This window comes from Exiguobacterium sp. s95, from assembly GCF_018618655.1.
Taxonomy (GTDB): Bacteria; Bacillota; Bacilli; order Exiguobacteriales; family Exiguobacteriaceae; genus Exiguobacterium_A; species Exiguobacterium_A oxidotolerans.
On sequence record NZ_JACSMM010000006.1, the window covers coordinates 136,242 to 149,179 of the forward strand.

General features: G+C 43.9%; 13 protein-coding genes, 1 tRNA gene and 1 other annotated feature. Of the genes, 8 read left to right on the forward strand and 6 right to left on the reverse strand.

Features of this window, described 5'->3' with window-relative positions; all coding sequences use genetic code 11:
- Positions 1-261 precede the first annotated feature (261 nt).
- Positions 262-1,071 carry an MBL fold metallo-hydrolase gene (locus KNP99_RS11215; protein WP_214770037.1) on the reverse strand — a complete coding sequence of 270 codons (810 nt, stop codon included), beginning with the start codon at positions 1,069-1,071 and terminating at the stop codon, positions 262-264.
- Positions 1,072-1,213: 142 nt separating this feature from the next.
- Positions 1,214-1,287 (reverse strand) — tRNA-Gly (locus tag KNP99_RS11220).
- Positions 1,288-1,459: 172 nt separating this feature from the next.
- Between KNP99_RS11220 and KNP99_RS11225 the strand changes: the two genes are divergently transcribed.
- Complete coding sequence (locus KNP99_RS11225; protein WP_235195200.1) at positions 1,460-2,005, forward strand: imm11 family protein; 546 nt, start codon at positions 1,460-1,462, stop codon at positions 2,003-2,005.
- The gene (locus KNP99_RS11230; protein WP_088836374.1) at positions 2,002-2,421 is read left to right on the forward strand and encodes a hypothetical protein; all 420 of its coding nucleotides are present in this window, start codon (positions 2,002-2,004) and stop codon (positions 2,419-2,421) included. Before KNP99_RS11225 ends, KNP99_RS11230 begins: the two co-directional genes overlap by 4 nt.
- A gap of 307 nt (positions 2,422-2,728) precedes the next feature.
- Here KNP99_RS11230 and KNP99_RS11235 read toward each other — a convergent pair whose 3' ends face one another.
- A complete protein-coding gene (locus KNP99_RS11235; RefSeq protein WP_088836375.1) occupies positions 2,729-3,697 on the reverse strand; it encodes an alpha/beta fold hydrolase in 969 nt (322 codons plus the stop codon).
- Between the two features lie 10 nt (positions 3,698-3,707).
- On the reverse strand, positions 3,708-5,387 hold the full coding sequence (locus tag KNP99_RS11240) for a formate--tetrahydrofolate ligase (RefSeq protein WP_214770034.1): 1,680 nt from the start codon (positions 5,385-5,387) through the stop codon (positions 3,708-3,710).
- A gap of 167 nt (positions 5,388-5,554) precedes the next feature.
- On the opposite strand from KNP99_RS11240, the gene KNP99_RS11245 reads away from it, so the two are divergent.
- The 5 genes from KNP99_RS11245 (at position 5,555) to KNP99_RS11265 (ending at position 9,766) form a co-directional block, all read left to right on the forward strand.
- Positions 5,555-6,445, forward strand: a complete 891-nt coding sequence (locus tag KNP99_RS11245; protein ID WP_088836377.1) for a carbohydrate ABC transporter permease — start codon at positions 5,555-5,557, stop codon at positions 6,443-6,445.
- Positions 6,442-7,329 (forward strand): carbohydrate ABC transporter permease, encoded by an 888-nt coding sequence (locus KNP99_RS11250; RefSeq protein WP_214766670.1) that lies wholly within the window; start codon positions 6,442-6,444, stop codon positions 7,327-7,329. The genes KNP99_RS11245 and KNP99_RS11250 overlap by 4 nt, the downstream gene beginning before the upstream one ends.
- A 143-nt stretch (positions 7,330-7,472) precedes the next feature.
- Positions 7,473-7,730 (forward strand) — a binding site (T-box leader).
- 66 nt (positions 7,731-7,796) lie between these two features.
- Positions 7,797-8,771 carry an aspartate--ammonia ligase gene (asnA, locus tag KNP99_RS11255; protein WP_214766668.1) on the forward strand — a complete coding sequence of 325 codons (975 nt, stop codon included), beginning with the start codon at positions 7,797-7,799 and terminating at the stop codon, positions 8,769-8,771.
- Positions 8,772-8,928: 157 nt separating this feature from the next.
- The gene (locus KNP99_RS11260; RefSeq protein ID WP_215193240.1) at positions 8,929-9,147 is read left to right on the forward strand and encodes a hypothetical protein; all 219 of its coding nucleotides are present in this window, start codon (positions 8,929-8,931) and stop codon (positions 9,145-9,147) included.
- A gap of 19 nt (positions 9,148-9,166) precedes the next feature.
- Entirely contained in the window at positions 9,167-9,766 is a 600-nt protein-coding gene (locus tag KNP99_RS11265; protein ID WP_214766664.1) for a DedA family protein, read from the forward strand.
- 18 nt (positions 9,767-9,784) lie between these two features.
- Here the strand turns inward: KNP99_RS11265 and KNP99_RS11270 are convergent, their stop codons facing one another.
- Entirely contained in the window at positions 9,785-11,248 is a 1,464-nt protein-coding gene (locus tag KNP99_RS11270) for a potassium/proton antiporter (protein WP_088836382.1), read from the reverse strand.
- Positions 11,249-11,437: 189 nt separating this feature from the next.
- Between KNP99_RS11270 and KNP99_RS11275 the strand changes: the two genes are divergently transcribed.
- Positions 11,438-12,721: an ABC transporter substrate-binding protein gene (locus tag KNP99_RS11275; RefSeq protein WP_088836383.1), complete on the forward strand. Its 1,284-nt coding sequence runs from the start codon at positions 11,438-11,440 to the stop codon at positions 12,719-12,721.
- 129 nt (positions 12,722-12,850) lie between these two features.
- On the opposite strand, the gene KNP99_RS11280 is transcribed toward KNP99_RS11275, so the two are convergent.
- Positions 12,851-12,937 carry an IS3 family transposase gene (locus KNP99_RS11280; RefSeq protein ID WP_353048409.1) on the reverse strand — a complete coding sequence of 29 codons (87 nt, stop codon included), beginning with the start codon at positions 12,935-12,937 and terminating at the stop codon, positions 12,851-12,853.
- Position 12,938 lies beyond the last annotated feature (1 nt).

Below are 12,938 nucleotides of genomic sequence, written 5' to 3' on the forward strand. Positions count from 1 at the left end.
GGAGGTGCCCTCTTGCCCTTTTCCTGTAGAAGTTGCGTGAAGCGAGTGTTTCCTTATCCTTTCTACAAGAGATGAGCTCCGTGTCCTAAATAAGCGGACGCCATGATTGAAAAGAATATGCATTGAAATGGCCGATGATCCCATGAGAAAAGGGAGTATCGGCCATTTGGTTGATGTAGGACGGAAACGTCCGTTGTGAAAATCGATATCGGACTGCCGCATGATTCAGTCCCCCTTTTCCGGTGAAAGAAACGAAGGGAATTAATCGAACTGCCGTCGTGCGAGACGGGCTTCATGCTCTTTATTGACCTGTCGTTTATTTTTTTCATGGAGGCGATGCATGAAGGGAGTTCGTTGCCAAGATGCAGACCATTCCGACTCTTTTCCGGCACGGAGGCCGAGAATATAATCATAACTATGATGTAGACGTTCAATCATATCCGTCCGCACATCACAGATATGTCCGTGACCTGGTACGAGCAATTTCACCTCGTATTCATAAATGAACGATTCAAGTAGTTCGAGCGTCGTTAAATATTCCGTCGAGTCATGTTCAATCAAGGGGATTTCAACATCTGACGCATAATCCCCACAAATGAGTAAATTCATTGGCATGACGACGAAGGATAGGTGTGTTTCTTCATGACCCGGCGTCAAAAAGAAAATAAGTTTAGTCGATCCGATGGTGAGTGTTGTTTCCGATTCTTCAATGATATGCGTGATCTCCGGAAAGAGGACAGGAGAATCGATATAGTATTCATCATTAAAATTTTGAACTTCTTCTAAAGCGACTTGTGTGTCAGTTTCGATGAACCGACGCGATGCAACCGCGATGGCGTCTTTAAAAGCATAAGCTCCTAAAATATGATCAAAGTGAGCATGGGTGTAAACGATATAGAGCGGACGTTCATGGCGGATGATTTCAACATCTCGGCGAATCGTCGCAATTTCATCCGGCAACCAGCCGGGGTCGACGACAATCAAGCAATCCGGCGTTTCAATCAAGGTTGAAGTTGTTTTCATCAATGTACTTTGATAGACGGTCACGCCCGGCATCTTCATCTGGATCATGAAATCCCTCCTTTTATATCGAACTATACCCTGAAACGATGAGGAATTACCCTAGAAGACAACAAAAAAGACGGCTTGCATCGCGCAAGCCGCCTGCCCTCTAGAGGGATTATGGTCGTTGACCTATGTTATGTCTTAAAATTGGAGCGGGTGAAGGGAATCGAACCCTCATCATCAGCTTGGAAGGCTGAGGTTTTACCACTAAACTACACCCGCATGAGTGCTACATGAAATATAGTAGCATAGCAAAGCAGTTATTTCCATAACTTTTATGAAAAAAAGCTATTTCGGTTGATTTTATGTGTACAATAATAATAGCTAAATCGTTTACATGAGCTTCCTGTAACGATTGTGAATGGCTGAAGATGGATAGAGGAGCGTATGAGTAGTGAACAAAGTTCAAGTTTGGAGCGAACAGCCGATGGGAAAAGGATGGAGGGCACAATGCCATCATCAAATCGATCGTCATCGCTTCACGACAGGAGAGTGGTTCCTTAACGCAAGCTTACTTGCCTTTTCGATTGAACAGGATGCGGATATGTTACCGGACGTGCTTCCGAACGTGTTGAACATCCCGCTGGTCTCTGAACGGATGAAACAGGCGCTTGAACAGTTTACACCGTTTTCTGTTCAATGTCTTCGGGTTCAACTTCAAACGAGATCGGGATGGAGCAACTACTATCTCATCAATATACTAGCGGTCAGACGGGTGGAACATCTACATAAGACGAACATTTTCCGACCAATCGGAAAAAAGTATGTCTACTTCATGACAGAGCGACTCGTTCAAGATTCGCTCGGTGTCCATCATCTATTACGAGACGAACTGACAGATCGAATTTTCGTCTCCAGTCAGCTAGCACGGTATTTAGAACGATTAACCGTGACCGGGATACAATTTGACGAGATAAATCGAATGGAGGAATTAATATGAAACAATACACGGTCGATAATTGGATTACACTTGAATATCCACAAGCATTTGAATATCAAGAAGAAGAGACTTTTGTCAGTTTTTATTCGACAGAAGAAAATGCGATGGGAACCTTACAACTTTCGATTTATGAATCGGAATCGGAGGAATTGACGCCATTCGAAGCAGCCGAACAAGAAATCAACTTGTTGGTTGAAGAATTTGATATCGAATTGACGAGTCCACTTGAAACGCGTCGTAATTCAACAAAAGAAGCGTTGCTCGCAGTAGATGGAAAAGAGGAAGGAATTTTCCTTCGCATCTTTGCGTATTCAGATGGAGAACGCCTTGTATTATTAACGTACTCAGCGGATCGCGAATCGCTCGAGTTAGAAGAAATCGAAACAATCATGACATCTTTAAAATGGATTTCTTGAGTTGAAAAAGGTGCTAATTCAAAACGATTCCCTTCACAATTCTTTGTGATGGACCGTTTCGTCCTTAGCATAAGAAACGCCGATGATTCCGTTTTTCATACGGAGTCATCGGCGTTTTTTTTGCTTCATCTCGTTCATGATGACTGGATGCACACTTGGTTCCCGTAGCGAAAAGCCCTTTTTCTTTGAAATACAGTAAACAAGTGTTTTACGCACTTTTCAGGGGGGACACGCCAACATGCTCTTCACTCGTCCTAAAAGTTTATTTACAGCCGGAGCTGACGTTAACGTCAGCTCTTTGTTTCGATTAAGAGCCCTGTTTTCGAATAGAAGCAGGATATGGAGCATTGATATGATTATTCAACCAACCGGCAATGTCTGCGAACACACGAATGCGTTCGAACTCATGGAAGAGTTCATGACGTAAACCGCGATAGACGGTCAGTTGAGTATCTTCAACGCGAACGCGATTGTAGGCATCAAACAATGCGTGAATTCCTTTTCCATCAAAGGCGACCGGATCATCTTCTCCGGCGACGAGTAGAAGGGGGAGATGCCGTGGGTGCTGATAAAGATTTGCTAGCGCATTGACGGATTTGGTTGCCGTCAAGAGCTCATGGAAAAATCCGAGTGTTACGGTCTGCCCTGAAAGTGGATCTTCATCATACCGCAAGACGGATTGTGGGTCCGAGGATAACCAGGCATTCGACGAAAGGGCGGGGAAAAAACGTAAGTTGTATCGACCGAATACAGCACGCCCCATCCCTTCAGCTGGTTGTTTGGCGGAAGTATTAGCAATCAACCGTTTAACGAGTTGTTTACTGACTGTTCCTGAAACTCCAGCATCGGTAGGTGGACCACTAGCGATGACGCCTGCTAGCACATGCCCAAGCGTTTGACCAAGGCGTCGTGAGATGAGGGAACCAAAACTATGTCCGAATGCGAAAACCGGTAATTCAGGATACTGTTGCTTAATATCTTGTACGAGCTCCTCTGCGTCCTGAATGAGTTGTTCAAACCCTTGGTTCGGCTCTAGATGACCGAGGGCATCTTGCTGCTGCGCACGTTCACCAAAACAGCGAAGATCGGGAATGAAAGTATGGAAGTGGTGAGCATTGAGAAATTCTGCGAATTCGTCATAGCGTGCCCCGTGTTCCATCATGCCATGGAAAACGATGACGACTCCCTTTGGTGCTTGTGCTTCTAGGATCCGCATATTTGTTGTATAGCCATCAGAAGCAATCCAGTGTGTATGATTAATTGTCACATGTCTCATCCTCTCTTGATTACGAAAGACCAAAGATTGTTCCGTCTTCAGAAATCCCCATCTGATTAGCAGCCGGTTTTTTAGGAAGACCCGGCATCGTTAATACATTCCCGGTTAGAGCAATAATGAATCCGGCACCGATGGCCGGCTTGATTTCACGAACGGTGATGGTAAATCCTTCGACCCGACCATATTTTGATGGATCATCCGTTAAAGAAAACGGTGTTTTCGCCATACAAATCGGCAGGTCATTCAGCCCGCGTTCTGCACAACGTTCAAGTTCGCGCAATGCTTTGTCTTCAAAATGTACGTCAGCAGCACCATAGACACGCGTTGCGATTCGTTCGATTTTTTGCTTGAGGGGTAACTCTGCTGGATACAACGGTTTGAATTGACTCTCTTCCTCGAGTGCCTCCATGACTTGACTGACGAGTGCTTCGCCACCAGCACCACCTTGGCTGAAGACTTCGCTCTCTGCGACGCGAATGTTTCGTTCGCGACACCATGTTAAGACGGTTTGCCGTTCTGTTTCTGTATCAGTGAAAAATCGATTGAGTGCGACAACAGCGGGAACACCGAATACATCCATCGTCTCGACATGTTTTTCGAGCAACGCCAGTCCTTCTGTTAAGGCGGCTAGGTTTTCTTCGACGAGTTGATCTTTTGCGACGCCACCATGCATCTTAAGTGCTCGGATCGTCGCGACAATGACAACAGCATCTGGATGGAGATTACCAATTCTTGATTTGATGTTGAAGAATTTTTCAGCCCCTAGGTCAGCGCCGAATCCAGCCTCTGTCACGACATAATCACTTAACTTAAGTGCAGTCCGTGTTGCGATGAGTGAGTTACAGCCGTGGGCGATATTTGCAAATGGCCCGCCGTGAATTAAAGCGGGTGTTCCTTCGACGGTCTGGACAAGGTTCGGACGGAACGCTTCTTTTAGCAGTAATGTCGCAGCACCCGACGCTTCAATGTCTTTGACCGTGATTGCTTGCTGATCATAAGAATAAGCGACGACGATCCGGCTGATCCGTTCTTCTAAATCTTTTAAGGAGTCGGCTAAGCATAAGACGGCCATGATTTCGGAAGAGACTGTAATATCGAAACCGTCTTGTCGTGGAATGCTGTGTGCGGGTCCCCCTAGACCAATCGTAATGTTTCGGAGGGCGCGGTCATTCAAGTCGAGAACGCGTTTCCAGGTGATGCGACGTGGATCGATGTGAAGCTCGTTTCCTTGATGCATGTGATTATCGAGTAAAGCACTAATCGTATTATGAGCCGAAGTAATCGCATGCATGTCTCCAGTGAAATGAAGATTGATTTCTTCCATCGGTAACACTTGACTATACCCACCGCCACAAGCGCCACCCTTTAATCCCATAGTTGGTCCAAGGGAGGGTTCGCGTAAACAAATCATCGTTTTATGATTTTGACGATGGAGTGCTTGACCTAAACCGACGGTCACAGTTGATTTTCCCTCACCGGCAGCCGTCGGGTTGATGGCTGTGACTAAAATGAGCTTCCCATCCGTTTTAGTTGCGAGGCGAGTTGCTAATCCATCACTTAACTTTGCTTTGTACTTTCCGTAGCTGTCGTAATCAGCCTCCGTAAGTCCGATTTGATCAGCAATCTCAGAGATTGGTTTTAAAATCGTTTGTTGTGCAATTTCTAAGTCAGAACGAATGGTTTTTTCCATGGCAGCTTCTCCCTCTCCAATTATAGATTTCTCTCTATTTCCTTATAGTAGCGTATCTAAAACAGACACGCCAAATAATCGTTCAATATTTTCCACCCAAAGAGTCAAATCGTTACGTTTTCATTTTTTGTCGAATTTCGTAATGTAAGGTAGAGGAGGGATGATAAATGGCATCAGGCAATAAGAAAAAACTAAAACGCGGACTGGATTTCTGGATGTTCGTAGGACCGGTTTTTTTGGTTTTCGCGGTCATTGTTCTTGTTCCATTTTTTAATGGCGTTATGTATTCATTCACGGATTGGAACGGGATTACAGGTGAACTGAATTGGATTGGTTTTGACAATTATGTTCGATTGTTTACGAGTGATGAACAGTTCCAACAGTCATTTTGGTTAACGACGCGCTATACAATTGTTGCTGTTGTCTTGACCAATCTAGTTGGATTCATCCTGGCATTTTTATTAACACAAAACATTCGGACTCGTAATTTTTTACGAACGATTTTCTTTATGCCGAACTTGATTGGTGGATTGATTCTTGGGTTCATCTGGCAGTTTATTTATGTGAAAGGTTTTTCTTCGATTGGCGAGTTAACGGGTTGGAGTCTTTTTGAATTACCATGGCTCGGAGATGCCCGAACAGGTTTTTGGGGAATCGTCATCGTCTCGATTTGGCAAGGTGGCGGGTACATCATGGTCATCTATATCGCTGCGTTACAAAATGTACCGCAAGAATTGGTTGAAGCGGCAAAAATTGATGGAGCGAATCGCTTATCGACACTGCGTAATATTACGATTCCATTGATCATGCCGTCGGTGACGATTTGCTTATTCTTAACGATTTCCTGGTCATTCAAACTGTTCGACACGAACTTATCGTTAACGAACGGTGGTCCGTTCAAGTCGACAGAGATGCTCGCTTTGAACATCTACAAAGAATCCTTTACAAATAATAATTTAGGACTTGGTTCAGCGAAGGCTGTCATCTTCTTTGTGGTCGTTGCGGCGATTACAGTCACACAGGTCTACTTAACGAAAAAGCGGGAGGTGGAAGCATGAGTACAGCCCAACCTTTACCGACGCCAAAAAAACAAACGCCAAAACAAAAACCGAAAAAAAAGGGACGCTATTCGATTCGACTTGGAATGGTCGAAATTGCGGCGCTCATCATGGGACTGCTCTATATGATTCCCTTTTACTACGTACTTTCGAATTCGTTTAAGTCGAGAGGGGACATCTTTACGAATACATCCGGTCTTCCAAAAGAGTGGATGGCTTCAAACTACGTGGATGCCTGGGAAGCGATGAACTTCGGAAGAGTATTCTTGAATTCCGTCATCATCACGGTCGGTGCGAATGCAATCATCGTTATTTTCTGTTCGATGGCGGCATGGAAACTCGTTCGGACGAAAACACGCTTGTCGACGATTATTTTCTTTTTGTTCGTCGCAGCGATGATCATTCCGTTCCAATCGATCATGATTCCGTTATCGAAGTTATCGGGTCAGCTCGGTTTGCAAAATAGTTACTGGGGCTTAATCTTGATGTATCTCGGGTTTGGATCAGGATTATCGATTTTCTTGTATCATGGGTTCATGAAATCCATTCCGGAAGAAATCGAAGAAGCGGCCATTATCGATGGCTGCTCACAGTGGGGTGTCTTTTGGCGGATCGTCTTCCCGCTCCTTAAGCCCATTACGGTCACAATCGTCATCTTGAACACGCTTTGGATTTGGAATGACTTTTTGTTACCATCGCTGATGTTACGTGATGTTGATTTACGGACGATTCCACTGGCGACTTTCTATTTCTTCGGTCAATACACGAAACAATGGGACTTGGCGCTTGCCGGACTCGTGCTTGGTATCATCCCGTTACTGCTCTTCTTCTTCGCGATGCAAAAGCAAATCATTCAAGGAATTACGAGTGGTTCCATCAAATGATTTTTGAAAGCGCGTTCTCGCTTCTGCGGGAACGCTTTTGCTTGATAAACTTAATCAGACTAATCAGACAATTTTATTTTTTTGAAAAAAAAAGCTTTTCAAAGTGTGACGGCATAGTGTACGATAATCTCAATTCAATTGTAACAACGACGTTGAAGGGAAGAGTAACACCTTGAAAAACCGTATTAGCGAGCTGGGGACGGTGAGAGCCCAGTCGGAAACAAGTTGTGAAGAACATCCTGGAGTCGCTACCCGAACACGATTGTCAGTAGGCGTAGCCGGAAATGCCTGTCCGTTATCATATGGCCGAAGATTGAGATGATGATTCATCAAGTCTTTTGAGTGAGTAGCTTTGCTACTAACATGGGTGGTACCGCGGAACCGAGTCTTTCGTCCCATATTCTTGGGAGAGAAGGGCTCTTTTTTATGGCTTCTTTTTCAAAACACAATTGAGGAGGAAGAAAACCATGACAACACTCGTATCGATGAAACAGACACAGGAAGCCATCACACTCGTAAAAAAACGCTTTGAGGACCAGTTCTCTAAAACACTCGGATTGACACGTGTAGAAGCACCTTTATTCGTAGAAAGCACACTAGGTGTCAACGATCACTTAAACGGAACGGAGCGTGTCATTCGCTTTGATGCAATCGATCATCAAGTAGAACTTGAAATCGTTCAGTCACTCGCGAAGTGGAAACGCCAAGCGTTGCACACATATGGGTTTGCAGAAGGCGAAGGGCTATATACATTGATGCATGCGATCCGTCGGGATGAAGTACTCGACGCGACACATTCGATTCATGTTGATCAATGGGACTGGGAACGGATCATCTCAAAAGAAGCTCGGACAATCGATTCATTAAAGACAACGGTCTTATCCATCTATGAAACAATTCGCCAAGTTGAATTAGAAGTTCAAGAGCAGTTCGGGATTGAAGCGACGTTACCGAAGACGATTCATTTCATGACGACACAAGAGCTCGAAGATTCGTATCCGAGCCTATCATCAAAAGAGCGGGAAACGGCAATTACAAAAGAGTACGGTGCGGTCTTCCTTATGCAAATCGGCGGAGCTTTAGCTTCTGGAGAAAAACATGATGGCCGAGCAGCTGATTACGACGACTGGTCACTAAACGGTGATATTTTAGTTCATCACCCGGAAATTGGTGCTTTTGAGTTATCATCGATGGGAATTCGCGTCGATCGGGCGGCACTCTTGTCTCAAATCAAGACGACAGGAGAACACGAAAAATTAGAGTTTCCTTTCCATCAAGGTGTTCTTTCAGAGACACTCCCGTTGACGATGGGAGGAGGGATCGGGCAATCACGAATGGCGATGTTCCTATTGAAGAAACGTCACATCGGGGAAGTCCAAGCATCCGTCTGGTCAGAGGAAACGCGTCGTTCGTACCGCGAGCAAGGTGTGCACCTCCTGTAAGCGAGTGACTATATTATATAGAAGAAATGAAAATGAGATCTCACAAACGTGGGGTCTCTTTTTTAGTATGAGTAAGTTCATAAGACCTTAGACGGAGGGAAAACGTGTTGAATTGACGTATAATGGGCATAAGAATAAATAAGAAAGAGGTGAAGACATGTCTGCATTACTCATTACAGGACTGGTATTTGCGTTATTATTTGTTCTATTTCTTTGGTTTAACATTAAAGGACTTCGAACGATGTGGCGTGATTATAAAGAAACAGGCTCAATGGTAGCACTAGGTTTCTTTATTGTAGGTGTGATTGGTATTTTCACTGGTGTATGGACGACACTTGTCGTCATCATCTATTATCTCCTCCATCCGCGAGGTTAAAAAAGAGGAGGGGTCAAGCGTGTTAGAGTGGTTATTTGCAGCTGGAGAGTCAAATCTCTGGCTTTTTTTAGGGATTATGATTCTTGGATTAGGTACTGAATTAATTCCGGCAGAAGTCGGGTTACCCTTACTGGGTCTGTATGTCTCAAACGGAACACTCGGCTGGACGACGGCTGTCTTAATCGGCTTCTTTGGTAGCCTGATGGGAGCGACATTATTTTATTTTTTAGGTCGTTATGCTGGACGACCATTACTCGTCCGTTACGGGAAATGGTTATTGATTAAAGAACGGGAAATCGATCAAGGGGAACGAATTGTTTCGAAATACGGAACGTGGTCAGCACTATTTGGTCGTTTCTTTCCTGTCGTTCGGTCGGTTGTCTCGATTCCCTGTGGACTATTTAATCTTTCCTTCAAGCGTTATATCCTTGCTTCGAGTGTCGGATTATTTCCGGTCTCGTTCTTCTATATTTGGCTAGGAGAAAAATTTGGGGTAGCACGTGCAGAGTCGATGTTAAAAGCACTTGAAAAAGAACTGTGGTGGATTCTCGGGATTATCATCATCGGAATCGTCGGTTACATTATTTATCGTCGGAAATCGAAAAAAGGAGAATCGTAAACACGATTCTCCTTTTTGTTATGACGTTTTAGGGAACAGGAAGCGTTTTAACGTTTTAATCCGGTGTTTCGGTGTCAACAACAACAGTTGATCATTTCCTTCGAATACAGTATCACCACGCGGCGTAATGATTTGGTCGTCACGGATGATTGCCGTGATCAAAAATTCTTGAGGGAGTTGAATATCTGAAATCATTTTTCCGATGAACGGATGGTGACGTGGAATCGTTAATTCAATGATTTCAGCGTTTGGTTTTCCAATCGACATAAATTCGATGACGGTTTGAATTGTTGATGAGCCCGTTTCGTTTAAGTGTAAGCGGTCAGCTAATAAACTTAACAAACTCCCTTGAATCAATGTCGAAAGTAGCACTGTGAAGAAGACGATATTGAAAATCATCGAGGCATTATCAATTCCTGCAACAAGTGGATAAGTAGCGAGAATGATTGGAACAGCACCCTTAAGACCTGCAAACGAGATAAAAATCTTCTCACGCCAACTGTATTTAAACGGCAGTAAGCTTAACCAAACAGAAAGTGGACGAGCGATGAAAATCAAAATCAAAGCTAGCGCGATAGACGAAAGAATGACTTGAGGATCAAGCAGCTGTTTCGGGAAGACGAGTAGACCAAGTACGATGAACATTCCGATTTGAGCGAGATGGGCCATGCTCATCGTGAAACGGACGAGTGTCTGCCGATAGACAAGTTCATGGTTGCTGATGTAAATGGCTGTGACATAGACAGCTAAGAATCCGCTTGCTGAGAAAGCAGAAGCAATACCGAATGAGAGGAAACCAAATGACATCAAGAGAATCGGATAAAAACTAGAAGAACTTAAATCGATTCGGTTGATCACGGCAGAAGCGACCCAACCAATCGCGAGTCCAAGTAACAATCCGATAACCATCTCCCAAGTGAGTGAAAACAAGCCGTTTAAAAGAGAGGCATCTTGCGGATTGGTGACAAACTCAAGAAAGAGAACCGTCAAGAATACAGCCATTGGGTCATTTGTCCCTGATTCGACTTCGAGGGTTGAACCCACTTTACGCCGGACGGATTGACCACTCAGCACAGAAAAGATAGCAGCCGCGTCTGTCGACCCGACGATGGCTCCGAGTAAAAAGGAATTGGGCCAGTTAAAGCCAAGAATATAGTGGGAAGCAACGGCAACGACAGTCGTTGCGATGAACACACCGAACGTCGCGAGGGACAAAGATGGGGCGAGCTCTTTTTTGACATCTTTCCAGACCGTTTGAAGACCACCTTCAAACAAGATGACGATTAAGGCAATCGTACCGAACAACTGTGCCAACTCTGCATCGTCAAAACGAATGAAGCCCGTGACATCACTACCAGCAATCATTCCTAAAGAAATGAAAATAAGTAAAGCAGGTATGTTAAAGCGGCTAGATAATTTTGTTGTCCAGACAGCGATGAACAACAAAGAACCAATCAGTAAAATAATCGAAGGTAAGGACATTGCATCAAACTCCTTTGTTAAAATTTAATTCTAACTTCATTATACACTAATCCCGAGTTTTTCGGTCGGATAACGACTGTTCAATATTTTCCACCACACCCGACAAAATTATCTATCTTATTTGGTAGCGTTTTCATTTATTGTAAAAGCGTAGCACGATTATCAACTCGAAATCAGGGAGGTATCCGAATGCGTAAACGTAAATGGGCAACAGTACCAGTCGTCACTACGGCAATGGTCGTCGCATTAGCAGCATGTGGTGGTGGGACGCTAAATAGCGACGATTCTAAGGACAGTGATTCTTCCAAAGATGGAAAGACGCTTAATGTATTCCAGTTTAAAGCGGAGATTGCGAAAGACATGGAACAAATGGCGAAAGAGTACGAAAAGGAAACAGGAACGAAGGTCGTCGTTCAAACAGTCGGTGGTGGATCGGATTATGGTGCAGCCTTGAAGTCACAGTTCGCGTCAGGAAATGAACCGGATGTCTTCAATAATGGTGGTTTTGCTGAAGCAAAAACGTGGCAAGATAAACTTGAAGATTTATCAGACGAGGAGTGGGTCAGTGACTTAACTGATCTTTCAAAAGAACCGATGACGATTGATGGAAAACTATATGGTATGCCGATGAACTTAGAAGGCTATGGTTTTATTTATAATAAAGAAATCTTTAAAAAAGCTGGCATCACAGACTTACCAAAAACATTAACGGAACTGACGGATGCTTCTAAAAAACTTAAAGCAGATGGTGTGACACCGTTCTCAATCGGATATGGCGAGTGGTGGGTACTCGGAAATCACCTCTTGAATATTCCGATGGCGCAACAAGATGATCCCGACCAGTTTATTGCAGATTTAAACGCAGGAAAAGGGAAATTCGAGGACAACAAACAGTTTAAAGAATTTATTGATCTCTTTGACTTAACGATTGAATATGGGAATAAAAATCCGTTGACGACAGACTATAATACACAAGTCACACAGTTTGCTGAAGGAAAAACAGCGATGATTCAGCAAGGGAACTGGGCGCAACAGTTGATCACGGATGTGAACCCGGACATCGAAATGGGCTTCATCCCGATGCCGATCAATGATGATAAAGAAAAAATGGACCGTCTTCCGGTTGGTGTCCCGAATAACTGGGTCGTCAATAAAAACTCGAAGAATAAAGAAGAAGGTAAGAAGTTCCTCGAGTGGATGGCGACATCGGATACAGGAAAAGACTATATGGTCAATAAATTTAAGTTCATTCCGGCCTTTAAATCCATCGAAGCGACGGACTTAGGACCGCTTGCAGAAGATATTCAAGCTTACTCGAAAGAAGGCAAAACGATTTCATGGAACTGGTTCAAATATCCGGATGGTGCTGTAAATGAATACGGAGCAATCATGCAAGCCTATATCGGTAAACAAAAAACGTCAGAAGAGATGTTACAGGACTTCACGAAGACATGGATGAAAATGAAAAAATAAGCAGTAACTACAGCGATCTCAGACCAGTGGTTTACATGGTGGGGATCGACATGAAAAACTCCTCTTTCCTATCGAATCGATGAACTGCGCCCTATAGTTTGGACAATTTAATAAAAGCACCTTTATTGTTTAAGCTGCTATGAGATGGCTTCGGTATTGTGCCGGAGTCATCTTTTGTAGTTTCCATTGTCTTCGTTCGCTATTGTAATAGTCAATG